General features: G+C 56.1%; 21 protein-coding genes. 1 reads left to right on the top strand and 20 read right to left on the bottom strand.

Features of this window, described 5'->3' with window-relative positions; all coding sequences use genetic code 11:
* Positions 1 to 12 precede the first annotated feature (12 nt).
* The 17 genes from wzxC to IM295_RS06410 all read right to left on the bottom strand — a co-directional run bounded on the left by wzxC (position 13) and on the right by IM295_RS06410 (position 18,610).
* Positions 13 to 1,491, bottom strand: a complete 1,479-nt coding sequence (gene wzxC, locus IM295_RS06490) for a colanic acid undecaprenyl disphosphate flippase WzxC (RefSeq protein WP_193066415.1) — start codon at positions 1,489 to 1,491, stop codon at positions 13 to 15.
* A 1-nt stretch (position 1,492) separates the two neighbouring features.
* Entirely contained in the window at positions 1,493 to 2,887 is a 1,395-nt protein-coding gene (gene wcaJ / locus IM295_RS06485) for an undecaprenyl-phosphate glucose phosphotransferase (RefSeq protein ID WP_028013790.1), read from the bottom strand.
* A gap of 46 nt (positions 2,888 to 2,933) precedes the next feature.
* Positions 2,934 to 4,304: a colanic acid biosynthesis phosphomannomutase CpsG gene (cpsG, locus tag IM295_RS06480; RefSeq protein WP_041909126.1), complete on the bottom strand. Its 1,371-nt coding sequence runs from the start codon at positions 4,302 to 4,304 to the stop codon at positions 2,934 to 2,936.
* A gap of 109 nt (positions 4,305 to 4,413) precedes the next feature.
* Complete coding sequence (gene cpsB / locus IM295_RS06475) at positions 4,414 to 5,850, bottom strand: mannose-1-phosphate guanyltransferase (protein WP_028013792.1); 1,437 nt, start codon at positions 5,848 to 5,850, stop codon at positions 4,414 to 4,416.
* A 3-nt stretch (positions 5,851 to 5,853) separates the two neighbouring features.
* Positions 5,854 to 7,077 carry a colanic acid biosynthesis fucosyltransferase WcaI gene (gene wcaI, locus IM295_RS06470; RefSeq protein WP_045260413.1) on the bottom strand — a complete coding sequence of 408 codons (1,224 nt, stop codon included), beginning with the start codon at positions 7,075 to 7,077 and terminating at the stop codon, positions 5,854 to 5,856.
* Positions 7,074 to 7,553 (bottom strand): GDP-mannose mannosyl hydrolase, encoded by a 480-nt coding sequence (locus IM295_RS06465; protein ID WP_074135958.1) that lies wholly within the window; start codon positions 7,551 to 7,553, stop codon positions 7,074 to 7,076. The genes wcaI and IM295_RS06465 overlap by 4 nt, the downstream gene beginning before the upstream one ends.
* Before the next feature lie 2 nt (positions 7,554 to 7,555).
* Positions 7,556 to 8,521: a GDP-L-fucose synthase gene (locus tag IM295_RS06460; RefSeq protein WP_193066414.1), complete on the bottom strand. Its 966-nt coding sequence runs from the start codon at positions 8,519 to 8,521 to the stop codon at positions 7,556 to 7,558.
* A 2-nt stretch (positions 8,522 to 8,523) separates the two neighbouring features.
* Entirely contained in the window at positions 8,524 to 9,645 is a 1,122-nt protein-coding gene (gmd, locus tag IM295_RS06455) for a GDP-mannose 4,6-dehydratase (protein ID WP_003863514.1), read from the bottom strand.
* A 24-nt stretch (positions 9,646 to 9,669) separates the two neighbouring features.
* Entirely contained in the window at positions 9,670 to 10,218 is a 549-nt protein-coding gene (gene wcaF / locus IM295_RS06450; RefSeq protein WP_045260414.1) for a colanic acid biosynthesis acetyltransferase WcaF, read from the bottom strand.
* 15 nt (positions 10,219 to 10,233) lie between these two features.
* On the bottom strand, positions 10,234 to 10,980 hold the full coding sequence (gene wcaE / locus IM295_RS06445) for a colanic acid biosynthesis glycosyltransferase WcaE (protein WP_028013796.1): 747 nt from the start codon (positions 10,978 to 10,980) through the stop codon (positions 10,234 to 10,236).
* A 16-nt stretch (positions 10,981 to 10,996) separates the two neighbouring features.
* Positions 10,997 to 12,217 carry a colanic acid polymerase WcaD gene (wcaD, locus tag IM295_RS06440; protein ID WP_014884505.1) on the bottom strand — a complete coding sequence of 407 codons (1,221 nt, stop codon included), beginning with the start codon at positions 12,215 to 12,217 and terminating at the stop codon, positions 10,997 to 10,999.
* Positions 12,192 to 13,409: a colanic acid biosynthesis glycosyltransferase WcaC gene (wcaC, locus tag IM295_RS06435; RefSeq protein WP_193066413.1), complete on the bottom strand. Its 1,218-nt coding sequence runs from the start codon at positions 13,407 to 13,409 to the stop codon at positions 12,192 to 12,194. The genes wcaD and wcaC overlap by 26 nt, the downstream gene beginning before the upstream one ends.
* The gene (gene wcaB, locus IM295_RS06430; protein WP_045260418.1) at positions 13,406 to 13,897 is read right to left on the bottom strand and encodes a colanic acid biosynthesis acetyltransferase WcaB; all 492 of its coding nucleotides are present in this window, start codon (positions 13,895 to 13,897) and stop codon (positions 13,406 to 13,408) included. Before wcaB ends, wcaC begins: the two co-directional genes overlap by 4 nt.
* A complete protein-coding gene (gene wcaA / locus IM295_RS06425; protein ID WP_028013800.1) occupies positions 13,897 to 14,739 on the bottom strand; it encodes a colanic acid biosynthesis glycosyltransferase WcaA in 843 nt (280 codons plus the stop codon). Before wcaA ends, wcaB begins: the two co-directional genes overlap by 1 nt.
* Before the next feature lie 116 nt (positions 14,740 to 14,855).
* Entirely contained in the window at positions 14,856 to 17,018 is a 2,163-nt protein-coding gene (wzc, locus tag IM295_RS06420; protein WP_045260419.1) for a tyrosine-protein kinase Wzc, read from the bottom strand.
* A gap of 2 nt (positions 17,019 to 17,020) precedes the next feature.
* The gene (wzb, locus tag IM295_RS06415) at positions 17,021 to 17,464 is read right to left on the bottom strand and encodes a low molecular weight protein-tyrosine-phosphatase Wzb (RefSeq protein WP_041909108.1); all 444 of its coding nucleotides are present in this window, start codon (positions 17,462 to 17,464) and stop codon (positions 17,021 to 17,023) included.
* A gap of 6 nt (positions 17,465 to 17,470) precedes the next feature.
* Positions 17,471 to 18,610, bottom strand: coding sequence for a polysaccharide export protein (locus IM295_RS06410; RefSeq protein WP_014170829.1), 1,140 nt, complete (start codon positions 18,608 to 18,610; stop codon positions 17,471 to 17,473).
* 692 nt (positions 18,611 to 19,302) lie between these two features.
* On the opposite strand from IM295_RS06410, the gene IM295_RS06405 reads away from it, so the two are divergent.
* Complete coding sequence (locus tag IM295_RS06405; protein WP_045260420.1) at positions 19,303 to 20,886, top strand: TerC family protein; 1,584 nt, start codon at positions 19,303 to 19,305, stop codon at positions 20,884 to 20,886.
* A gap of 92 nt (positions 20,887 to 20,978) precedes the next feature.
* On the opposite strand, the gene asmA is transcribed toward IM295_RS06405, so the two are convergent.
* The 3 genes from asmA to udk all read right to left on the bottom strand — a co-directional run bounded on the left by asmA (position 20,979) and on the right by udk (position 24,166).
* Positions 20,979 to 22,829: an outer membrane assembly protein AsmA gene (asmA, locus tag IM295_RS06400; RefSeq protein WP_045260421.1), complete on the bottom strand. Its 1,851-nt coding sequence runs from the start codon at positions 22,827 to 22,829 to the stop codon at positions 20,979 to 20,981.
* A gap of 22 nt (positions 22,830 to 22,851) precedes the next feature.
* A complete protein-coding gene (gene dcd, locus IM295_RS06395) occupies positions 22,852 to 23,433 on the bottom strand; it encodes a dCTP deaminase (protein ID WP_028013805.1) in 582 nt (193 codons plus the stop codon).
* 91 nt (positions 23,434 to 23,524) lie between these two features.
* On the bottom strand, positions 23,525 to 24,166 hold the full coding sequence (gene udk / locus IM295_RS06390) for a uridine kinase (RefSeq protein WP_008500855.1): 642 nt from the start codon (positions 24,164 to 24,166) through the stop codon (positions 23,525 to 23,527).

Raw genomic sequence — 24,166 nt, 5'->3', positions numbered from 1 at the left:
CCTCTTAAAGAACTAGCCTGCGCGAAGCAGCGTTTTCATTTTTTCGTTACGGCAAAACTGGCGCTTCATCTCTACCACCAGCGCGTTGCGCGACAGCACAATCATCACGCCAAACGCCAGCGCGCCCGCGGCAACCTGCACCGCCAGCAGCGCGGCCAGCGGCAGATGCCCGCTGAGGATAATGCCCAGACCGTAGCTCACCGCCAGGGTCGGCAATGAGAGATAGAACGGCAGCCACAGGCTCAGGATGTACTGACGGTAGCTGGAGCCCAGCACCGGTTTGATCATGATGAAGTAGCTCAGAACGGTATTGACGATCTGCACCAGCAGGAAGCCCAGCGTGACGCCGATGGCGCCCGCCATATGCCCGCCGACGATGATCGCCGGAATAAACAGGAAAGTTTTGAACACGTTGAATTTAAAGCTGATATCCACGCGCGCCTTCGCCATCAGCAGAGAACCAATCGGATTGCCCACGGAGCGCAGCAGCCCCACCACGCACAGCAGCTGCAGGATCGGGATAATGCCGTTCCACTTCTCGCCAAACACCAGCGGCACGAAGTTGCTGGAAACCACCATCAGCCCCAGCAGCACCGGGAAGTTGATAATCCCCACCACGGAAAGCAGCTTGTAAAAGTTGACGCGCAGCTTCTCGGTGTCGTCCTGAATCTTGGCGAACGCCGGGAACAGCACGCGAGTAATAATGGGGTTCAACTTCATAGGAGGAACAACCGCAACGTTATAGGCCAGGTTGTAGCCCCCCGCCACGCTCGCGCCGAGAATACGTGCCAGCACCAGCGTCGAAAGGTTGGTGTTCACGTAGTTGATGATGCTGTCCGCCGTCAGCCACGCGCCAAAGCGCAGGTTGGACGAGACGGACGCGAGAGAGAAGTGCAGCCCCGGACGGTAAATCTTGCGGCCAAAGTAGCCGAACAGCAGCGTACGCACGGCAGAGTTAACCAGGTAACCGAGGATGGCGGTCATCGCCAGCGGCCAGAAATGGGCGCTCGCCACGGTAAAGGTAAAGCCCGCCAGCACGGCGCTGGTTTCAATCATGCCGATCTTGTTGAACTCCAGCTCTTTCTGCATCAGCGCGCGGAACTGCTGCCCGTGCGGGATAACCACGAATGCAAAGGACAACGTACGCATCAGCGGAGCGAGGTCTGGGTTGTGCAGCACGCTGGCGATGGTGTCGCTCAGGAGGAACACCAGCACAAAGACGAAAATCCCCAGCCCCACGTTCAGCCAGTAGAGCGTGGTCAGCTCAAGATGGCTGATCTCTTTGCGCTGGATAATGGAGTTGGCGATACCAAAGTCAGACAGCGTGTCGGCCAGCGCGATAATCACCAGCGAGACGGTCAGCAGGCCGAACTGGTGGTTATCGATAATGCGCGCCAGCACCGTCATCTGCACCAGGCCGAGGCCAATGATGACGATGGTCGTCATCGCTGACCACTTGGCGCCGCTGATGGTTTTTTCACGTAAGCTCATCTTAGTACGCCGCTTTGTTCACGAAACCTTTGAAGATGGTCAGAAAAACAATCTTGATATCGAACCAGAGGCTCCACTCGCGGATGTACTCCAGATCGAACTCGATGCGTTTTTCCATTTTTTCCAGCGTGTCGGTCTCGCCGCGCCAGCCGTTGATCTGCGCCCAGCCGGTGATACCCGGCTTCACCTTATGGCGCAGCATGTAGCCCTCAATCAGCGAACGGTACTGCTCGTTATGCGCCACCGCGTGCGGACGCGGGCCAACAATCGACATGCCGCCGGTAAAGACGTTGATGAACTGCGGCAGCTCGTCAAGCGAAGTGCGGCGCAGGAAGTTACCCACGCGGGTGACGCGCGGATCGTTCTGCGTCGCCTGGGTCACCACCTTGTCGTTTTCCATGACCTTCATGGAGCGGAATTTCCACACCATGATTGGCTTACCGTCCATGCCGTAGCGGGTCTGACGGAAGATGACCGGGCCGGGAGAGCTCAGCTTCACCGCCAGAGCGATGCAGCACAGCACCGGGGAAATAAGCAGTAAGATCAGCGAAGAGAGTACGATATCTTCCACGCGCTTGAGCACGCGGTTAATCCCCGACAGCGGCGTGTCGTACAGCGGTACCACCGGCACGCCGTTCACCTCCTCAATGCGGGAATGCAGAATGTTGAAGGTAAACACGTCCGGGATCAGGATCACCGAGCAGGTCGTGTCCGCCAGCTCGCGCATCAGCTGCTTGATGCGGGTTTCGTCTTTCATCTGCATGGCAATATAAACGTTGTGAATTTTGCCCGCTTTCGCGTCTTCAATCAGCTGGTCGTAATTGCCCGCCCAGTCAGACGGCACGCCACCCGGCTTCGCGTCGTGATAAATCCCCACCACTTCAAAGCCTAACCACGGCTCTTTGCGGAAGCTGTCGAGCAACACCCTCCCCACCGGCAGATCGCCTGCCACCGCCACGAAGCGACGGTTATAGCCGCGGTTACGCAGCCAGCCCGCGCCAAAGCGGATCAGGGAACGGCACACCACCATGCCGACGCTGGTTAACAGGTACCAGCAGAGATAGGTCACGAAGCGGTTGTCAAAATCATGGCTGAACGCCACCAGACCGGCGCTGAAGATCAGGCTCAGGGTCCAGTTCTGCAGCAGCAGCATCAGTTCGGTGGTCATTTTCACGCCGCGCCACGAGCGGTAGAAATCGGTCATTCCGCCGATCATCTGAAACACAACCAGCGCAATCAGGGCCATCAGAAGATGCATATATAAGAACGGCAGCCCGCTGATCCGACACACCGCCCACAATCCACCGACCATGATGGTGATATCAGAAAAACGCTGCACCATAGAGATTAACGATGCATTCGTTCTCGCTCGTTCGCGTTTTTTTAGATTCGTCATCGTTGTTCCTGTATTCGGTTCCCCCTCCCGCCGGGAGGGGCAATTGTTACTGATTCAACAGCGCCAGAATGTCCTTCGTTCGGGCTTCCATCAGCGCCGTATCAGCGCGGGATTCCACGTTCAGGCGCACCACCGGCTCGGTGTTGGACGAACGCAGGTTAAAGCGCCACTGCGGGAACGCCATGCTGATGCCGTCCGTACGGTCAATCTCCAGCGCGTGAATGGCAAAGTGCTGTTCTACGCGGGCAATCGCCTCGGCCGGCTGCGCCAGCTTGCTGTTGATCTCCCCGCTCGCCGGGAAGGCCGCCATGCGGTCGCGCACCAGCTCGCCCAGGCTCTGCCCCTTCAGGCACAGGAGTTCGGTCACCAGCAGCCACGGGATCATCCCGCTGTCGCAGTAGGCAAAATCACGGAAATAGTGGTGCGCGCTCATCTCGCCGCCGTAGATGGCGTCTTCTTCGCGCATGCGCTCTTTGATGAAGGCATGGCCGGTTTTAGACATCACCGGCTCGCCGCCCGCGGCCTTCACCACGTCGACGGTGTTCCAGGAAAGACGCGGATCGTGAATGATCTTCGCGCCCGGGTTTTTCTCCAGGAACGCTTCCGCCAGCAGGCCAACGATGTAGTAGCCTTCGATAAACTGCCCTTTCTCATCGAACAGGAAGCAGCGGTCGAAGTCGCCGTCGAAGGCGATGCCCATATCGGCACCGTGCTCAATCACCGCGTTACGGGTGTCGTCGCGGCACTCCGGCAGCAGCGGGTTAGGAATACCGTTCGGGAAGTTACCGTCCGGCGTGTTGTGTACCTTGACGAAGGTCACCGGCACGTTCAGCGCCTTAAAGCGGGCTTCCAGCGCATCGACAACCGGGCCGGCCGCGCCGTTACCGGAGTTGATGACCAGCTTGAGCGGCTTGAGGTTCGCCACGTTGATGTAGCCCAGCAGGTGGTCGATGTACTCTTTCTGCAGGTTAATCTGCTTGTAGCTGCCGCGCTTCGCGTCGTTCACCGGCGGGAAGTCGTTAGCTTCCGCGAGGCGCTGCACGTCGCGCAGGCCGGTGTCGCCGCTAATCGGACGCGCGCCCTTGCGCACCAGCTTCATGCCGTTGTAGTCCATCGGGTTGTGGCTGGCCGTCACTTCGATACCGCCGTCCACGCCGAGGTGGAAGGTGGCAAAGTAAATCTCTTCGGTTCCGGACAGGCCGATGTCCAGCACGTCCACGCCCGCGTCCTGCAGCCCTTTTGCCAGCGCCAGCTTCAGGGATTCACTGGTCAGACGCACGTCGCCGCCCAGCACGATGGTCTTAGGTTTTAAATATTCGCCGTACGCGCGGCCGATGCGCCACGCGATGTCTTCGTTCAGCTCTTCGCCCAGCTTGCCGCGAATATCGTAGGCTTTAAAACAGGTTAATTTTTCCATGATGACCCCTTTTTCAGGCAACAGTTGGCCCTGACCACTTAATGGCCAAATTTATTTTTGTCATTCGTAGGCCCGGCAGGCGCAGCGCCGCCGGGCATGATGCGGCGTGCTACACTCGCCCGTAGCGATCCTGGAAGCGCACAATGTCGTCCTCTTCCAGATACGAGCCGGAGCGCACCTCAATTAAGTCGAGAGGAATTTTTCCCGGGTTTTCCAGACAGTGCGTGGCGCCCAGCGGAATATAAATGGACTCGTTTTCACCCAGCAGCTTCACTTCGCCGTCGATGGTCACTTTGGCCGTACCCGCCACCACCACCCAGTGTTCAGCGCGGTGATGGTGCATCTGCACCGACAGCCCCTCGCCCGGCTTCACGGTGATGCGCTTCACCTGATAGCGGTCGCCCGCGTCGATGGAGTCATATTTGCCCCACGGACGGTACACTTCACGGTGAATGTGGTGTTCGTGACGGCCATCGGCCTTGATCTTCTCAACCACTTTTTTAACGTCCTGCACGGCGTTACGGTCGGCAATCAGCACCGCGTCTTTGGTCTGGACAACCACCAGATCCTTCACCCCGACGGTGGTGACGAGGCCAGACTCGGCGTAAACGTAGCTGTTTTCGGTTTTGTGGCTAATCACATCGCCGTGATGGACGTTACCCTCCGGGGTATGGGCGCTGATCTCCCACAGGGAGGACCAGGAGCCAACGTCGCTCCAGCCTGCATCCATCGGTACCACCACCGCGTCAGCCGTGCGTTCCATAACGGCGTAGTCGATAGACTCTTCCGGGCAGGCGAGGAACGCCTCTTCATCCACGCGGATAAAGTCGAGATCCGGGTCTACCACCGCCATCGCTTTTTCGCAGGCGTTCAGAATATCCGGGCGGTATTTGCGCAGCTCTTCGAGATAGCGTCCGGCGCGGAACAGGAACATCCCGCTGTTCCAGTAATATTCACCGCTGGCGACATAGGCCTGCGCGGTTTCGAGATTCGGTTTTTCGACAAACTGCGCCACGTCAAACGCCACGCTATCGCCCTCACCCGGCGTTACGCTGCCGCGACGGATGTAACCGTAGCCGGTTTCCGGCAGATCCGGCACGATGCCGAAGGTCACCAGCTTGCCGCTCTCGGCGTAAGGGATCGCGGCACGCACCGCGTCGCGGAATGCGTCTTCCTGCTGGATAACGTGATCTGCCGCCAGGACCAGCATCAGCGGGTCACAGTCAGGGCTGCTGCGTTTTGCCGCCAGCGCCGCCAGGGCGATCGCGGGCGCGGTATTACGTCCGGCAGGCTCCAGGATGATGTTTTCCGTGAGCTTGTTCAGCTGGCGCAACTGCTCGGCAACGATAAAGCGGTGCTGTTCGTTACAAATCACCACCGGGCTTTCACACTCCACGCCGTGCAGACGGTTTACCGTCGTCTGCAGCATGGTGAGATCACCTTTCAGGCAGAGGAACTGTTTTGGATAGAGCACGCGGGACAGCGGCCACAACCGGCTACCAGAGCCACCAGCCATCACAACCGGATACAAAGTGGTTTGACTCATGATTTATCCCCGTATATCTGCAATAAATTGGCTCAGCACGTTCTCTTTCTCGAGCGTGCGTTCGGCATATTCACGTGCCACCGTGTTCACTTTTGGCATGGCGAGTGCCTGTTCAATGCCAGTGACCAGCGCCGGGACCGATTCCGGCTCCACGCACACGGCAATCCCCGGATAGCTGCCACACAGCTGGCCTAATTCAGTTTCGGCTTCGGCCGTAATCACCGCGTTACCGCCCACTGCCAGAATGTTGGTCAGCTTGGACGGCAGCACCGCATCCGCCGCGCCGCGTTTTTGCACTACCAGATGGCAATCCGCCATTTTCAGCAGCGCGGGCAGCGCATCGTACGATTGCAGCGGGAAAAACTTCACGTTGGTCAGGCCGCGTTCACTGGCCATCTTTTCCAGCCGCGCTTTTCCCCCGCCCTGTCCGACAATCACAAACGTCCACGGCTGTTCGATCAGCAGCTGGGCCGCTTCAATAACGCTCTCCAGCCCCTGCTTTTCGCCGATGTTGCCTGAGTAAAGAATGATTTTTTGGTCTTCAGGCAAACCGAGCCGGGCGCGCAGCGCCTGAGCCTCTTGCTCCGTCACGTCGCGAAAACGCGCCACTTCGGACCAGTTCGGGAAGAAGATCACCTTCTCCGCCGGGACGCCCTTCTCCTGCGCCTTATTCATCATCGAGCGAGAGATCGTTGAGACGTAATCCACGTTGTGTAAGCCACTGCGCTCAAAGGCGCTGGCGAGCTTCGCCACCTTGCCGCCCTTGCCTTTCCCGGCCATACCCAGACCGAGCATAGCGTCCACTTCATAATCCTGAATGTGCAGCAGGGTGCGCGCGCCGGAGAGTTTTCCCAGCAGGCGCATGCCCGGCGTGCAGAACAGCGTCGGCACCACGCCGATAATGCGATCCGGCTTCCAGCGACGCTGCGCCATCAGCGGGAAGAAACTGCTGAGGGCAAAGCTGCCCAGATGAATTAAACGTTTCAGCGTCGAGGGCTGTTTCGGCACGTAGAGCGGGCAGCGCCACACGGTCGCGGCCCCCTCTTCACGGCGATAGCGCCAGCTGGAATAGCGTTCGCCTACCTTCCACTCCGGGTAGTACGGCGGGGCAGTAATCACCCGCACGTCATGTCCCTGGCTCGCCATCCACTCCACCATCTCGCCGGTGTATTTCCCGATACCGGTTAATTCCGGCGAGTAGTTAATTCCGTAGACGAGGATTTTCATAGTCCTGGCACCTCGGCCTGACGTTCCGCGAGGAAGTACGCCCGACTGTTGTCATGGACGTTGTCGCTTGCCAGCAGCGCCTCTGGCGTTAGCCAGCGGTAATCGTCATGCTGAGAATCAGGCAGACGCAGGTCTGCCTCACTCACCTTCAGGCGGAACCCCAGCACGATGTAGTGCGTGGAGAACCCGGTGCCCGAAAAGTTATCGTCATAGAAGTGCTGCCAGACCCCGTAAAACTGGCCCGCTGCCATCGGCAGCTGCAGGCCCAGCTCCGCCAGAGTGAGACGCTCAAACGCATCAACCAGCGTCTCATCCTTCTGCACGCGCCCGCCGGGCACGAACCAGAAGCCCTGTGCAGGACGATTGGTTCGTTTCCCCAGCAAGAACTCGCCGCGTTCGTTCTCCACGATCAAATCAATCGAGATGAGCGGAGTGGAACGCACTACCGTGGCAAAATCTTCCTGACTTAAAAACATCATTACCCCCGGAAGCGGTGCTGGTTTTCCAGGAACCACTGGTAGGTGCTGGCCAGCCCCTGCTCCAGTGAGACCTCGTGATACCAGCCCAGCTGATGCAGACGGGTCACGTCCAGCAGCTTGCGCGGCGTGCCGTCCGGTTTAGTGGCGTCAAACACCACGCGGCCCTTGTAGCCCACCACCTGCGCGATGGTCTGCGCCAGCTCGCGGATGGTGCAGTCCACGCCGGTACCCACGTTAATGTGCGACAGCATCGGCTCGGTGTTTTCCTGCCACACCTCGCGATCCAGCTCCATCACGTGAATGCTGGCAGCCGCCATGTCGTCCACGTGCAGGAACTCGCGCATTGGCGTTCCGCTGCCCCACACCACCACGTCCGGGGCGTTTTCGGCAGTCGCCTCGTGGAAGCGACGCAGCAGCGCCGGGATCACGTGGGAATTGCTCGGGTGGAAGTTGTCGTGCGGTCCGTACAGGTTGGTCGGCATCACCGAGCGATAGTCGCGGTTGTACTGACGGTTGTAGGACTCGCACAGCTTGATCCCGGCAATTTTTGCAATCGCGTAGGGCTCGTTAGTCGCTTCCAGCGTACCCTGCAGCAGCTCGCTTTCGGCGATCGGCTGCTTCGCCATCTTCGGGTAGATACAGGATGAACCGAGGAACAGCAGCTTGTTCACGTTGTGCAGATGCGCCGCGTGAATGATGTTGCTCTCCATCATCATGTTCTCGTAGATGAAATCCGCCGGGTAGGTGTTGTTAGCGACAATGCCGCCCACCTTCGCCGCCGCCAGATACACCTGGTCAATGCGTTCGTTCGCAAAGAAGTCCTGTACCGCACGGCTGTCGAGCAGGTTCAGCTCGTCACGGGTGCGGACAATCACCTCTACGTCACCGCGCTGTTCCAGCTGGCGGACAATCGCGGAACCCACCATTCCGCGATGACCGGCGACAAAAATACGTTGTTTTGTCATTCTCAGGACTCCAGCGCGATGGCAACCTCGTAGCCATGAGACTTGAGCAGGGAGTGTTTTTTCGCTGCTTCAAGATCTTTGGCCACCATCTCGGATACCATCTCCTGCAGAGTGGTTTCTGGTTTCCAGCCCAGCTTCTCGTGCGCTTTGGTTGGGTCGCCCAGCAGGGTTTCTACTTCAGCAGGACGGAAGTAACGCGGGTCAACCTGGACAATCACGTCGCCTGGCTTCACGCCCGGCGCGTCGTGGCCGGTCACGGACACAACGATACCCTTCTCTTCCACGCCCGTGCCTTCGAAGCGCAGTTTGATGCCCAGCTGCGCCGCAGCCATCTCAACGAACTGACGCACGGAGTACTGCACGCCGGTCGCGATAACGAAGTCTTCTGGCTGTTCCTGCTGCAGCATCATCCACTGCATTTTCACGTAGTCTTTGGCATGGCCCCAGTCACGCAGGGAGTCCATGTTGCCGAGGTGCAGGCAAGATTCCAGACCCTGAGCAATGTTGGCGATCGCGCGGGTGATTTTACGGGTCACGAAGGTTTCGCCGCGGCGCGGGGATTCGTGGTTGAACAGAATGCCGTTACAGGCGTACATGCCGTAGGATTCACGGTAGTTCACGGTGATCCAGTAGGCGTACAGTTTTGCTACCGCATACGGAGAGCGCGGGTAGAACGGCGTGGTCTCTTTCTGTGGAATTTCCTGCACCAGGCCGTACAGCTCGGAGGTAGATGCCTGGTAGAAGCGAGTTTTCTTCTCAAGACCGAGGAAGCGAATCGCCTCCAGCAGACGCAGGGTACCCATGGCGTCAACGTCAGCAGTGTATTCCGGGGACTCGAAGGAGACCGCAACGTGGCTCATCGCCCCCAGGTTGTACACTTCATCCGGCTGTACTTCCTGCAGGATACGGGTCAGGTTGGAGGTATCGGTCAGGTCGCCGTAGTGCAGGTGGAATTTCGGGTTTGCCGCGTGAGGATCCTGATAAATGTGATCCACACGTTCGGTGTTGAATGAAGAGGCACGACGTTTAATACCGTGCACTTCATACCCTTTCTCCAGCAGCAGTTCTGCCAGGTAAGAACCATCCTGCCCGGTAACGCCGGTGATGAGAGCGACTTTAGACATGTTTATATTCCTCTACTTATGAATTTAATCAGTTTCAACGCGTTCGCGTATCACCACTGCGGGGTTGCCACGGCAAACTTTATTTGCCGGTAGCGATTTAAAAACGCTGCTGCGGGCACCGACTACCGTGCCATCGCCAACAGAAATACCTGGTGCAACAAAAACATCCGTTGCCAGCCAGCACTTTTCACCGATCACAATAGGCGAAGCGGTAATATCAAAATGCGGGCTCATAAAGTCGTGGCTGCCGGTGCACAAATAACACTTCTGTGAAACCACCGAATTTGCGCCAATCGTAATCTCGCCCAGGGTATATAACACCGCGTCATCCCCTACCCAGGCGTAATCCCCGAGGGTTAATTTCCAGGGGTAGGTAATCTTTACCGAAGGTCGAATAACTACGTTTTTTCCGATTTTTGCGCCAAACAGGCGCAATAAAAAGGCTCGCCAGCGGTACAGTATTTGCGGCGACCAGGCAAATAAGGTTGCCTGAACCGCCCACCACAGCTGTACCTTAATACCGTTCCCGCCCCGAAAACCTTTCGGCACGGAGAAACCTTTTAAATCCTGCATTGCGTTTCCTTATATTCAGGCTTTGTTATATAAGGTTTTCGTTTTACCTGTGGTACGCAGGCGTAATAAATAAGACAATTCCGCCCAGAATCCCGGCACGCGTAATATTTGACGCTGCACCTTTTTTGCATCCTGGCATAATTCCAGATTATTAGACGTTGACACGCCGCCCATCGAAAATTCAGATACCAGCCCTTTAATTCGACGGAACGGGTAACCTGATTTATACAGGCTGGCGGCCAGCGCATAATCGGATGACACCTTGTACTGCAAATCGTAAGGCTGTTTTTTCAGACCGTTTACCGGGAAGAAAATGGCCTGATGGCTGGCCGGCAGGCTGTGGTAGATATACCAGCCTGGCTTGGCGCTGCGGCAAACTTTATGCCCGTCGCCAAAGTCGAGCAGCGCATCGCCAATATACATGGCATCCTCTTTCTGGCGCGCCAGCTGACGAGCAAACAGCGCCACGTCGTCGTGGAAAATATCGCCGGAGTTGAGGAAGATGGCATAACGGCCCTGGGCCATAGTAATGCCCTTGTTCATCGCATCGTAGATGCCTTTATCTTTCTCGCTGATGTAGCGTAAGTTGAACTCACCGTTGAGTTTTTCCAGAAACTCCGCCGTGCCATCGTTCGAGCCGCCGTCGACCACGATCCACTCAAAGGTGAGGCTTGGATCGCGCGCCAGGTTGCGCAGCGAGCGCCAGGTTTTTACCACCCCTTCGTAATTACGAAAAGCGACAGTAATGACGCTAAGAAACATAAATCACCTCATTTCGTCATACGTTCGTAATATTAAGCGCCTTACGCAAAATAAACGGACAGACAATCAAGAAAGCATATTCCGGGCTAAATATTGACCCGGTAAAAAACAGCGACACCGGCGTAAAAAGATAAAGCTGCACGCGAAAGTTCTGGTTATCACCAAACGCGTTGATCATCATTTTGAAAACTTTAAACAGATACCACAGCGTCAACAGTACGGCGAACCATGAAAAATAAATAATTAACAGATACAGACCATTGTCTATGGTTTTACCGACATCCGCACCGTTAAAGATTCCGAATGATGCAACATATTCGTAAAGTGAGCCGAATCTTACTACACCATCGATATGGGTTAAGGAATAACCCACCATCACCAGCGGACCAATGATGCGATAATAGGACGATGACCCTTCCGTTCCCAAATCACCCAGACGTTCTGAAATGTACGGAAACGCGAATATGACGCCTACTAAAAATACCGTCAGAGAGATTATCGCCAGCGGCAGTTTTTTCTTAATCGCATCTTTGTTCAGGTACTGGAACGCCCACTCCAGCAGGTAAAACAGGATAAATGTCATTACCCCTGAGAACGATCCAGACAGAACGATTCCTGCAAGAATCATAGCATCGGTCTTAGGCGTTTTGATACCAAACTGTTTGATGCTGAGCCAAATTGAGATTAACGCCAGAGCGAAAAACGCCGGTTCAAAATAGAGCGCCGTTGTACGCTTCCCACCAAACTTAATGAAGTTCAGTACATAGCTGTTACTGTAAATGAGATATTTCGAAATTATCTCCATCAGGCTGCTGCCACCGGTCAAAATAATCTGCGCCATTTCCAGTGCGGCAAGCATAACAATTAACGCAACGGCAATATAAAAGAACCTGAGGATTTTCCGATAATTGTGCGGTGAAATAGTTTTGAAGCGAATACTCCAGACCATGCCAATAATAATAACGATATAAACAAACAGCATGGTTGAAGTGACGTATTTACTGGCATCCAGCGACTGGCCAAAGATGTAGTTAAACAGCGTCAGACCCGTGCCCAGCCCCAGGGCAATCATCAGCTTCTTCAGGTTGATTTTATCGACATACAGCAGAAGCAGAACGGGCAAAAAAGTCACGATGGTTATCGGGAAGCTTTCGCCGAGCTGGGCAATTTTAACGTTGACCAGCAGGTAGATCAGCGGCAGCAGCAGATAACTACAGATTCTGATAGAACGAGACATACTCCTCCAGCATCTGTTGTCCACTGTAGGCCTTGCGGCTGCGGTTGCGGAACGATTCCAGGTCAGTGCCAAAAACAGCCTCGGCGATCTGCGCCTTCGGCAGCTGCACCAGAGGCAGGACCTCGTGCCCGGCGAAGGTTTTTCCGCCCGATTTTTCCAGCACTTCGCGCGCTGCATCGCTGTGGGTGGCAATCACCGGCACGCCGATGGAGAGCGCCTCGCAGAGGATCAGCGGGTAATTATCCACGCGAGAGCTGAACACCAGCGCGTCCATACCATTCAGGGCACTCATCAGCTTGCGCTTGTCGGTTTCAAACCCGTGATTCACCACGTTAGCGCCTTCGAACGGCGAGAATTTGCCAAAGGTATGCAGTTCAATTTTGTCGCCGAGCGCCATCATGTCGCGCACCAGCTGCTGGTTGGTTTTGCCGTCGTAGCGCAGATCGTGCGCAACGATGGCAATTTTCGGTTTGCCCGCGGTTTCCGCCACCGGCGTCAGCTCGGCCAGGATGGCTTCCGTCGCCACGTCGATACCGTTGTTGATAATCTGACAGCGCCCTGCCCCATACAGGCTGTTGAAGGCGTCGGCCACGTGCTGGCTCGGGGAGATAAACGTGCAGCCGAGCGAAAGCATGTCGCGGAACAACTGACGCTTTCCGTCTACCAGCTGATGCGCGCGATCCACCTTCACCGGCGGATAGTTGCTCAACGTCGGGCATTTCTGGCAGCTATCTTTCCAGCCTTCGCAGCCGTCGGTAAACGCGCAGCGTCCGGTTACGCTCCAGTGATCGTGCAGCGTCCAGACGAAGCGGGTGTCGGGCTTGTGGGCCTGCACCTTCTGACAAAACGCCACCACCTCTTCCAGATTCAGCCAGTAGCTGTGCAGCACGTGAAAATGCAGCACAACCGGGCCGGTAGTGCGGGTCACGGTGCGATAAAGACTGTTCAGGTTGCCAAACAGATCGCGGTTAAACAGGCGGAACAGCGCAATGTTGGCAACAGAGGTCAGACGCTGCGTGTGCTTGTGCACCTGCGGGAAGTTATCATGGCTGACGCTTTTCTTGCCGCCTTTGCCGTAGCCGTAAATAAACCGGGACTGAAGTCCTTTTTGCAGGGCACGCTGGTGCAGATCCAGCGCCACGCCTGCCGCTCCGCCTTCTGCGAGGCGTACGTTAAATTGCAGAATGTTCATTTAATCACCTTCACGCGGGCTTTCTCTCCCACCACCAGCGCGTTATCCGGAATGCTGTCCAGCACCACGCTGCCCGCCCCGATCGTCACGTTGTTACCAATCGTAATGTCGCCAATCATCACCACGTTCGCCCCCAGCTCGACGTTATTGCCGATCACCGGGCAGGCCAGGCTGTCCGGCCCGCGGTTGCCGATCGTCACCCCGTGGCGAATGGTGAAATCATCTCCCGCAACCACGAACTTGTTGATCACCACCGCATAGCCGTGGTGGATGGTAAAGCGGCGGCCAATGGTGGCAGCGGCCTGGATTTCATAGCCAAAAAAGCATTCGGTGATGATGCGGTACAGCACCAGAATCGGTGCCGCCCAGATATTGTTCAGTACGTTTTTCTTGCGCCACACCGAGCAAAAGTGCGCGATGCGGTACGCCAGAACCATGCAGCACGGGCGCAGGCTCCAGCTGTTTGCGCGGCAATCTTCCAGAAACATTATTTCCCCCGAAGCCCGTCAGCCAGACGCTTGCCGTTACGCACCGACAGCAACGTCAGCAGGGTGCGCCAGTTCATGCGCTTATTGCGGATCTGATACAGGGTAAAGAGCTGATACTTGCGGCTGGCACGGTCAAACTTGTCCTTGTGCTTGCGGTAAAAATGGAAGTAGCCTGAAAACTTCTTCGGTGAGGAGGTGATCTGCATCTCCCCGTGGTTGATGTGCAGGATCTGCGTGGCCTCTTCCACTTTCCACGGCTCGCCGTACTCCACCACCATCCGCAAGAAGATGTCGTAATCCTGCGCGGCCTTCAGTTCGGTATCGAACAGGCACTCTTTAAAGCGCCACGCCCAGGTAAAGACCTGATTACCGATAATGTTGCGCTTGTAGAACAGGCGACGAGAGTACGGTGATTTCGGATACAGCGGCAGGCTCGCGGGCTGCGAGTAAACCTCGCCCTGGCAAACATAGTCGTTGGCATACAGAAAAGCGTGCGTGACCAGCTGCTCCTTATGCGAAAGGAAGACGGACAGGCGGTTCGGCGTCCATTCGTCGTCATCGTCGATGCCGGTCAGATACTGCCCTTTGGCCTGCATAATCGCCTGATTACGCACCGCGCACGCCCCGGAGTTAATCGGGTTATGGGTATACATCACGCGCGGATCGTTGAGTTCGGTGACAAATTTTTGCAGCTGTTCATACGAGGAAGAACAGTCATCCACGATGATCAGTTCCCAGTTATCGTAATCCTGACGTAAGACCGACTTAATAGCGCGGATCGCCAGCTGCTGACGGTTCCATGTCGGCATATAGATAGAAACTAAAGGGCGTTGTGTGGTCATCTTTTCCTCCTACCCCTCACCCCGGCCCTCTCCCCTGAGGGGAGAGGGTGAAAGGCGGCACCGGACAGTTCCCTCTCCCCTCTGGGGAGAGGGTTAGGGTGAGGGGGGGTGTTTTGTTATTTGCTGTCAGACTTGTATTCGTACTCGTAATAACCGTAATCCTGGTACCCGGTCGCACGACGGAAGATGGAGTTCAGGATGACCCCTTTCACCTCAATGCCGTTCTGCTCGAAGCGGCTCAGGCTGGTTTCCACTTCCTTCAGGGTATTCACCGCATAGCGCGCCACCATCAGCGTGGTACCCGCATGACGGCCAACCACGGCGGCATCGGTCACGGCCAGAATTGGCGGCGTATCGATCAGCACCAGGTCATAGTTTTTGCTCGCCCACTCAATCAGCTGGGTGAAGCGTTCGCTCATCAGCAGTTCAGACGGGTTCGGCGGCACCTGACCACGCGGGATCAGGTCGAATCTCGGAATCGAGGTCGGCTTGGCGCTCTGGCTAATCTCTCCCTGACCCAGCAGGATTTCCGACAGACCGTTCACGTTGTTGGTGCCCAGCAGTTCGTGGGTATAACCCTTACGCATATCGCAGTCGATCAGCAGCACGCGCTTGTTGGTCTGGCTCACCACGGCCGCCAGGTTGGCACAGACAAAGGTCTTACCGATTGACGGGCTGACGCCGGTTAACATCAGGACGTTGTTTTTAGCCTGCATCATGGCGAAGTGCAGACTGGTACGCAGGCTGCGGATCGCTTCAATCGCCAGGTCGGTTGGGTTACCCACGGCCAGCAGCTGGCTCTGTTTGTAACGCTTAACGCCCTTGATGGTCTTGACGCTGTCACGGGATTTTTGCCACTCAGACAGCGGAATGCTGGCATAGACGTTGATACCACTCTCTTCCAGCGCCTGCGGGCTTTCGATACCGCGGTTGAACAACGAGCGCAGCAGGACGCCAACGATAGAGAGCATCAGGCCAAGAATGATGCTGCCGAGAATAATCAGCGCTTTCTTCGGCTTCAGCACGCCAGGCTGGGTAATGGCCGGGTCGACGATGCGCACGTCGCCCACGGTGCTGGCCTCGGTGATTTTCAGTTCCTGCTGTTTGTTCAGCAGCTGCATGTAAACCTGCTGTCCGGACTCCACGTCGCGGGTCAGGCGCACAATCTCCTGCTGCGTTTTCGGCATCGCGGTCACGCGGTCGTTCAGCTTCGCCTTCTCTTCTTCGAGAGTGCGGCGCTTCTCCAGCAGCGTGCGGTAGGCCGGGTGGCGTTTGGTGTATAGCTTGGAAATCTCTGCCTCTTTGAAGGTCAGCTCGTTGAGTTGCGCATCAATATTTACCATCGAGTCGAGAACCGATTTCGCCTCCAGCGGCAGGTCGACGGAGTCTTTATCCTGACGGTAGGCATTCAGCTTGTTCTCGGCATCATCCAGACGGGCACGCACTTCCGGGAGCTGTTTAGCGAGGAACGCCAGGCTTTTCGCCGCTTCCGCCGACTTGCGCTCGACGTTCTGCTCAAGGTAGTTGCGGGTAATGCTGTTCAGGATGTCGCGAATTTGATCCTTATCTTCACCGGTAAAGGTCATGCTCAGCACGCCGGTGTCCTTACCGTTTTCGGTGACGGTCAGGTTGTTCTGCAGATTGTTGATCATCCCCAGCGTGGAGAATTTGGTGACGGTGAATTCACCGCCCTCCTGGGCGTGGATCGCGCTAACCATCATGCTAACGCCGTCTTTGTTCAGCATCTGCCCCACTTCGCCGCGTGCGCTAAAGCCCGCATCGCTGGTCAGCTGATACTGTTTCGGGCCCAGCACCGTCAGGGTAAAGGTTTGATCCCCCGCCCCTTTCGGCAGCACAAAGTCAGTGACCTTTACGGTGTCATTGCTGCGCCCCATCAGACGGTCCCAGCCGGCACCGAAGATCGGGAACGTATTTTTGGTGACGGAGATGTCGAGTCCGAGGTCGTGAACCGTTTTACCCAGCACCAGACGCGACTGGATCAGCTGAATTTCAGCGTCGGATGCTGGCGGTTTGTTCGCCAGCGCGGAGCCGATATCCTGCACCAGCGAGTTGCCGGTATTCTGCTCGATCTGCACCAGCGCGTCGGCGCTGTAGATAGGTGTGGCGAACAGCGTATACACGACGGCCGCTGCGGCAAACACGGCAGTAATGCCAAGCACCCACCACTTTGCCTCGATAACCGTGCCGACCAGGCGACCAATATCAATTTCATCACTGCCCGAAGTCGGGGCGGCAGAAGGTCTTGTTTTTTCTGTCATTGTTATCCCTGCTGAGCTTTCAGTGCCTGCGCCCACTGTTGGGCAGACTGGTCAAGTAAGGTGTAAACCGCCTCGAAGGCTTCATGGCTCTTGCGATACGGATCGGGGATTTCGCGTTCGTTGTCCCAGTGACCAAACAGCATCACCTTGCCGCGCATCTCCGGAGCGATATCGCACAGCGCATGAATATGGCGTTTTTCCATTGCCAGAATCAGGTCATACTCCCGGCACATGCGGCCGGTGACCTGGCGGGCGATATGCCCGTCAAGAGAGAGGTTGTGATCGCGGGCCACGCTCGCGGCGCGCTCGTCGGCACCTTTGCCCACCAGCGCGCCCAGCCCTGCGGACTCGACCGTTAACTCGGGCTGGTACTGTTTCAACAGCCGTTCAGCCGTGGGGGAACGGCAAATGTTCCCCACGCATACCACCAGAATTTTGTTAAACATCGCGGATTACCAGGTATGAATGTCGCGCGCCGTATCCGTCATGTAGCGAACGCCACTGATGGTTGGCAGCAACTGGTTGATCAGACGGTTCCAGCGGGCAACCGGCGCGGTGGTGACGTAAACCACATCGTATGGCTGGAGACGGAACTCCGTCGCCATCACCAGAGACGTCGCATCGGACATATCCAGCTGGTAGATGTTGGCAATCTTGCCCTTCGCGCTGCCTTCACCCTTCAGCGGACGGATGACGAAGATACCGGTCGCGTTAGAGGTGGTCAGATCGATACCTTCAGCATTGCCCAGCGCTTCGGTCAGGGTCATGCCGCTGAAGTCCATTTTGAGGGTGCTCTGTTTCTTCACTTCACCCATCACGAAGACTTTCAGATCGTCGTTGCGCGGTACGTAGAGAATATCGCCCGGATAGAGCAGGCGGTTCTGGGTCAGGTCGCCGTTTTGCATCAGCGCCTGCAGCGAAATGCGCTGCTCTTTGCCGTTGTGGGTCAGCACCACGTTGCGCCAGTCGGCGCCGTCGGTTAAACCGCCCGCGGCGTTAATGGCGTCCAGAACGGTGAGCGGTACGTTGGTGATGGCCTGCTGGCCGGATTTATTCACCTGACCGGAGATATAGGCTTTTTGCGAGCGGAATGCGGCGATATTAACGTCCACCTGCGGGTCGGCGATGTACTGCGCTAAGCGGCCGGTAATATCACTACGGATCTCGGCAAGCGTTTTCCCGGCGACATGTACTTTACCAATGTACGGATAGAACATGGTGCCATCTGACTGTACCCAGTTCCCGGTGTCGCTTGAGCTACGGTACTGGCCCGCTGGCGTGGTCAGTTCAGGGTGGTCCCAGACGGTCACGTTGATCACGTCGCCCGGCCCCACGCGATACTGATAGGAGGCAATTTCCTGGTCCAGAGACATATTCGGCTGGGCAACATTCGGACGTGGACGTAATTGTTCGACCAGACGTGGCGTAAGTGGGTAAACATTCACCATTTTGTCGAGATCAAAATCGGCATCCTGTTGCTTGATCACATCCTTACCCATTGTTGACATATTGCTGCCGGGAAAGACCGTGCAACCACTCATCAAGGTCACAGACACCAATAATGGCATCAATTTCATTTTGGATTTCATCATTGATTATTTATCACTTTGGCAGAGTAATTATCCTGTGCAATTTAAATAAGCCTGAGACGTATTGGGTTTCAGCATGCAGTTAATCAAATAGAAATATAACTGGCATCAGTCCTAAAAAAAGCTTATTCATCCATTGGCTATTGACAGAATAATCGAGGCTGATTCACACGCTTTCAGGCACGCTACCGCCCTTGGCTTTCAGTTACCAATCCACTGACTAAACAATGTGTTATGGATAGACACCCTCTTGAGTAAGGTCTTCTGGAAATATATCAGCCGCTTGAAATACACAACGGATAATGAATGACCATTCCGAAGACCAAAACAATAATAGCAACAACAAGATTTAACATTTGATGCTGGGAGAATTGTTGCAGCTAACCTAATAGCAGGCAAGGAGACAACTGTCCTAATATCTGTTTTTAAGATTAATATTAAGAGCAAAGTTTTGACCTTTTAGGATTTTCTTTATATTGACAAAAAGAGAGTAAAAACCATTATCTGCGATATATCCTAAAAAGCACTCAAAATAATAAAATATACGTATTTTGCTTATTTACACTCATCTGAGACTGCTCTCTTTTTTACGCATCGTATTAAGAGAAATCTCAGCCCGACATTGCATTTTCCCCCAGCTTTATCCATGATCGAAGTGTGACATTCGTCATATAACAGAAGGTATTGCTATTACTATGGAATGGATTGCCGATCCATCAATCTGGGCCGGGCTGGTGACGCTGGTCGTCATCGAATTAGTGCTCGGTATCGATAATCTGGTGTTTATCGCCATCCTCGCTGAAAAACTGCCCCCTTCCCAGCGCGACCGCGCGCGCGTGACGGGTCTGCTGCTGGCGATGGTGATGCGTTTACTGCTGCTGGCCTCTATCTCCTGGATGGTCACACTCACTCAGCCTCTGTTCTCCGTTCGCGGCCTGAGCTTTAGCGCGCGCGACCTGATCATGCTCTTCGGCGGGCTGTTCCTGCTGTTCAAAGCCACGGTGGAGCTTAACGAGCGGCTCGAAGGCAAGGACAGCGAGAACCCGACCCAGCGACGCGGGGCGAGATTCTGGCCGGTGGTGGCGCAAATTGTGGTGCTCGATGCGGTCTTCTCCCTGGATTCGGTGATTACCGCCGTCGGGATGGTGGACCATCTCGCCGTCATGATGGCCGCGGTAATTATCGCCATCACGCTGATGGTGATGGCGAGCAAAGCACTGACCCGCTTTGTGAACAGCCACCCGACAATCGTGATCCTCTGTCTCAGCTTCCTGCTGATGATTGGCTTTAGCCTGGTCGCCGACGGTTTCGGCTTCCACATTCCGAAAGGCTACCTGTACGCCGCCATTGGCTTCTCCGTCATGATTGAAGCGCTCAACCAGCTGGCGATATTTAACCGCCGCCGGTTTCTCTCCGCGAATCAGACCCTGCGCCAGCGCACGGCCGACACCGTGATGCGCCTGTTGAGCGGCAGGAAAGAGGATGCCGAGCTGGACGCCGAATCCTCTGCCCTGCTGGCCGATCACAGCGACGGGCAGATCTTTAACCCGCAGGAGCGGCTGATGATCGAGCGCGTGCTTAACCTGAATCAGCGCACGGTCAGCAGCATCATGACCTCCCGGCATGACATTGAGCATATTGACCTCACGGCACCGGAAGAGCAGATCCGCGCCCTGCTGGATAAAAACCAGCACACCCGCGTGGTGGTCACCGGCGGTGAAGAGGAAGAGGAGCTGCTGGGGGTGGTACACGTGATTGACCTGCTCCAGCAGCAGCTGCACGGCGAGCCGCTCAATCTGCGCGCGCTGGTACGCCAGCCGCTGGTCTTCCCGGAAGCGCTTCCGCTGCTCTCCGCGCTGGAGCAGTTCCGCAACGCGCGCACCCACTTCGCGTTTGTGGTGGATGAATTTGGTTCGGTGGAAGGGCTGGTCACGCTCAGCGACGTAATGGAAACCATCGCCGGTAATCTGCCAAACGAGGTGGATGAGATTGATGCCCGCCACGACATTCAGAAAAACGCTGACGGCTCGTGGACGGCCAACGGCCACATGCCGCTGGAAGACCTTGTGCAGTTCGTGCCGCTACCGCTGGATGAAAAACGGGAATACCACACCATTGCCGGTCTGCTGATGGAGTATTTGCAGCGCATCCCGCAGCCGGGAGAAGAGGTTCAGGTGGGCGACTATCTGCTTAAAACCCTGCAGATTGAAAACCATCGCGTGCAGAAAGTGCAGCTAATTCCACTGCGGGATGAGGAAGAGCTGGATTTTGAGGTTTAGGTAAACCAAAACGGCAACCCCGTTGCCGTTTTAGTGTTTGCTCCCTCTCCCGTGGGAGAGGGTCCGGGTGAGGGCATCAGGCCGCACCGCCGTCAAAGCTTATCCAGCAGCTTCTTCACATCCTTGCCGTTCTGGGAATCTTTATTACGATCCGCCCAGCTGTTGAGCCGACGCTTCGCTTCATCCTGCAGATGCTTACGCAGGATCTGATCTACCTGAAGGCTGTAGTTCAGCGCCTGCCATTTGCCGTATACGCTAAGCGGAACCGGCGTCTCTTTGAGGAAGTCAATCAGCTTGCTTTCGCCCTGCCAGCCGGAAAGCACCCGGACGTTAAAGCGCGTGTCCGCCGTCTCTTTGACGAGATCCAGCGAGCCTTCTCCGGTTAACGACAGCATAGATGAAGTTCCCTGCATCCCGGCCAGCGTCAGCACCCCGTTATCCAGCGTCAGGTCAGTGGTGAAGCTGTCGAGGCGAGTTGCGCTGTCGTAGTTTTCCTGGGCTTTAACATCGCTGCTGCGCTCCACCGCCTGCTGAACCAGCTGCTGGAAGTTGAGCCCTTCCATTCGCGAATCTTTCAGGTCAACATGCGCCTCGCCCTGCCACTCACGGCGGAAGGCGTTGGCATCAATTTTGGTGCCTGAGAAATCGCCCGCCAGCGTCAGCTGACCCGTCAGGGATATCGGATAGTTAAAGGCTTTGAGGATGCTGCCAATCTCAACGTTGTCGAGACGCGGCTGGAATTCAGCGCTGGCAACGTCCTTACGCACGTCCAGCGTACCCGGAAGTGACAGGTGACCCACCCCCATTTTGCCGCTCAGTTCTGAAATTACCAGCAACCCGTTGTGGTTGAACATCTGGCCGCTCACGTCGGTAAAATCAATACCGCGCCAGCGCACGCTGTTGGCTTTCAGCAGAATATCCGCCGTGAAGCCGCGCAGCACGTTATAGTCAGGCTGTTCAAGGTTGGACGAGATAACCGGACGCGACACCGGTGACTGGCTTTGCCCCGTCTGCACGGCATCGCTGTCCGTTGCGCTTGCCGGCACCGGTGGCAGGATGTTCTCCAGGTTGAGCTTGTCAAACTGCAGGTTCAGCACCCACTTCGGCTTATCGTCGAGCGTGACGCTCGCCTGCCCTTTCAGGCTGCTGTCGTTGGCCTGCAGATTAAGGTTATCCAGCGCCAGCTGTTTTTGCTCTTCGCGCCATACGGCCTGCAGCGTCCCCTGCCCGGCGATCCCCTGGGTCGGGAGATCCGCTCCCGTCAGCTGCCAGCTAAGCTGCTGGATGTCGGCCGTCAGCTGATGCGGGTAGTCCGACGCATTCACGTTTGCATTCAACGAGAGGGACAGATCGCGCTGGTCGCGGTTTACCCGTCCGCTAAATTCCAGCGACGCAAGATGGTGTTCATCCTGTTCCATCTGCAGGTTGATGTTGCGAACGGTGACCTGCTCCTGATCCTCATGCTGGAACACCAGCACGCTATCGGCCACTTTCAGTTTGCCTATATCAAAGGACCAGCCCGTGTCGGACGGTTCATCCGGTAAGGTATTCTCGCGCGGCGCAACCGGCGCATTCGCGTCGCGCACGGCTTCGGTCTGCGGGGTAAGCTGAATGACCGCGCCCTTCAGCATCACCTGATTAACCTGCAGCTGATGGGAGATGAGGGGGATCAGCGCCACATCGAGACGCATGTTGTCCGCAGAGACCAGCGGCTGTGCCGCGCCAGGCGCGGTTAACGACATGCGGCCAGAGAGAATGCTGAGCTGCGGCCAGACGTGCCAGCGCAGTGGCCCGTCAAGCTTCAGTTGGTAACCACTGCGTGCCTCGACCTGCCGCACCATGTAAGCGCGGAAATCATTCGGGTTAACCAGCAGAACCAACGCCGAAAGGCCAGCAACCAGCACTACCAGCAAAATCATCAGCGTTGTCAGAACTCTTCTCATGGCATCCTCAATGGACTAACGATCAGTCTTTATCAATACGGCTGGCAACCGCACCCTGCTGGTCGCGGTATTTTGCGTCCTGGCGGCGGTTATAAGGCCTGTCTGCCGGGCCTGTGAGCGGTTCAAAGCTTAATGCACCGATCATCATTCCGGGGCGCAGCGCCAGCGGCAGTTTACCGGCGTTGAAGAACTCCAGCACGATACGGCCGGACCAGCCTGGGTCGATACGGTGCGCGGTTACGTGAACCATCAGCCCCAGGCGGGCCAGAGAAGAACGGCCATCAAGCCAGCCGACGAGATCCGCAGGCAGGGTCACGGATTCATACGTCACCGCCAGCGCCAGTTCACCCGGGTGTAGATAAAAAGCTTCACCTTCGTCAATGATGATTTCATCACTCATGACGCGATCGAGCGCGGCGCTGACTTCATCCTTCGGCCCGCTGAGGTCGATGAACGGCGCAGTATGGCCGCTAAAGGTGCGGAATTTATTCCCCAACCGTACATCAACGGTCACCCCATTGATGCGCTCCACGGGGGGACGTGGGGTAATAGACAAGCGGCCTTCATCCAGCCAGGCTTCAATATCACGATCGCAAAGACGCATGGTTCTTTCTCCTTTCATGCATCGTACCCTGAGCCGTTGAACGCTCAGGGTAAAACCAGGTTATCTCTGAACGGTACACAATTCGCGCGGCTTATTCAAAAAACTGGCTGATTTTCGCTTTTAAGATATCAATAGCAATGCGGTTTTTGCCCCCGCGAGGCACGATGATATCGGCGTATTGTTTGGATGGTTCAATAAACTGCAGGAACATCGGACGGACCGTTTTCTGGTATTGCGCCATGACGGAGTCCATCGAACGGCCGCGCTCGTTAACGTCACGCTTGATGCGGCGCATCAGGCAGATATCCAGCGGGGTATCGACGAAGATGGAGAAGTTCATGGATTCACGCAGGCGGGCATCGGTCAGGAGCAGGATGCCTTCAAGGATAATGACCTTCTTCGGCTCGATGCGGATCGTTTCCTGGGTACGGGTGTGTTCTACGTAACTGTAAACGGGCAGTTCGATCGCCTGGCCGCTCTTAAGCGCTTCTAAATGCTGGAACAGTAAACTGTGATCCATCGCATTCGGGTGGTCGTAGTTGGTTTTTACACGTTCTTCCATCGACAGATGGGATTGATCTTTGTAGTAGCTGTCTTCGGGAATGACGCCGATATGCTCATCACCTACCTGTTCACGCAGTTCGCGATAAAGCGTACTGGCAATTAGACTTTTACCTGAAGCCGATGCGCCGGCGATGCCTATAATGACGCACTGATGAGACTTATCAGTCAT

The sequence above is a fragment of the Enterobacter cloacae complex sp. P14RS genome (assembly GCF_014895895.1).
Lineage (GTDB): Bacteria > Pseudomonadota > Gammaproteobacteria > Enterobacterales > Enterobacteriaceae > Enterobacter > Enterobacter bugandensis.
The sequence above is the reverse complement of the archived record's forward strand: the minus strand, read 5'-3'. Positions and strand labels throughout refer to the sequence as shown.

What these genes read in the sequence shown, in the direction of transcription:
- wzxC (WP_193066415.1), bottom strand. Translation starts at nt 1,491, where the DNA reads ATGAGCTTACGTGAAAAAACCATCAGCGGCGCCAAGTGGTCAGCGATG.
- wcaJ (WP_028013790.1), bottom strand. Translation starts at nt 2,887, where the DNA reads ATGACGAATCTAAAAAAACGCGAACGAGCGAGAACGAATGCATCGTTA.
- cpsG (WP_041909126.1), bottom strand. Translation starts at nt 4,304, where the DNA reads ATGGAAAAATTAACCTGTTTTAAAGCCTACGATATTCGCGGCAAGCTG.
- cpsB (WP_028013792.1), bottom strand. Translation starts at nt 5,850, where the DNA reads ATGAGTCAAACCACTTTGTATCCGGTTGTGATGGCTGGTGGCTCTGGT.
- wcaI (WP_045260413.1), bottom strand. Translation starts at nt 7,077, where the DNA reads ATGAAAATCCTCGTCTACGGAATTAACTACTCGCCGGAATTAACCGGT.
- IM295_RS06465 (WP_074135958.1), bottom strand. Translation starts at nt 7,553, where the DNA reads ATGTTTTTAAGTCAGGAAGATTTTGCCACGGTAGTGCGTTCCACTCCG.
- IM295_RS06460 (WP_193066414.1), bottom strand. Translation starts at nt 8,521, where the DNA reads ATGACAAAACAACGTATTTTTGTCGCCGGTCATCGCGGAATGGTGGGT.
- gmd (WP_003863514.1), bottom strand. Translation starts at nt 9,645, where the DNA reads ATGTCTAAAGTCGCTCTCATCACCGGCGTTACCGGGCAGGATGGTTCT.
- wcaF (WP_045260414.1), bottom strand. Translation starts at nt 10,218, where the DNA reads ATGCAGGATTTAAAAGGTTTCTCCGTGCCGAAAGGTTTTCGGGGCGGG.
- wcaE (WP_028013796.1), bottom strand. Translation starts at nt 10,980, where the DNA reads ATGTTTCTTAGCGTCATTACTGTCGCTTTTCGTAATTACGAAGGGGTG.
- wcaD (WP_014884505.1), bottom strand. Translation starts at nt 12,217, where the DNA reads ATGTCTCGTTCTATCAGAATCTGTAGTTATCTGCTGCTGCCGCTGATC.
- wcaC (WP_193066413.1), bottom strand. Translation starts at nt 13,409, where the DNA reads ATGAACATTCTGCAATTTAACGTACGCCTCGCAGAAGGCGGAGCGGCA.
- wcaB (WP_045260418.1), bottom strand. Translation starts at nt 13,897, where the DNA reads ATGTTTCTGGAAGATTGCCGCGCAAACAGCTGGAGCCTGCGCCCGTGC.
- wcaA (WP_028013800.1), bottom strand. Translation starts at nt 14,739, where the DNA reads ATGACCACACAACGCCCTTTAGTTTCTATCTATATGCCGACATGGAAC.
- wzc (WP_045260419.1), bottom strand. Translation starts at nt 17,018, where the DNA reads ATGACAGAAAAAACAAGACCTTCTGCCGCCCCGACTTCGGGCAGTGAT.
- wzb (WP_041909108.1), bottom strand. Translation starts at nt 17,464, where the DNA reads ATGTTTAACAAAATTCTGGTGGTATGCGTGGGGAACATTTGCCGTTCC.
- IM295_RS06410 (WP_014170829.1), bottom strand. Translation starts at nt 18,610, where the DNA reads ATGATGAAATCCAAAATGAAATTGATGCCATTATTGGTGTCTGTGACC.
- IM295_RS06405 (WP_045260420.1), top strand. Translation starts at nt 19,303, where the DNA reads ATGGAATGGATTGCCGATCCATCAATCTGGGCCGGGCTGGTGACGCTG.
- asmA (WP_045260421.1), bottom strand. Translation starts at nt 22,829, where the DNA reads ATGAGAAGAGTTCTGACAACGCTGATGATTTTGCTGGTAGTGCTGGTT.
- dcd (WP_028013805.1), bottom strand. Translation starts at nt 23,433, where the DNA reads ATGCGTCTTTGCGATCGTGATATTGAAGCCTGGCTGGATGAAGGCCGC.
- udk (WP_008500855.1), bottom strand. Translation starts at nt 24,166, where the DNA reads ATGACTGATAAGTCTCATCAGTGCGTCATTATAGGCATCGCCGGCGCA.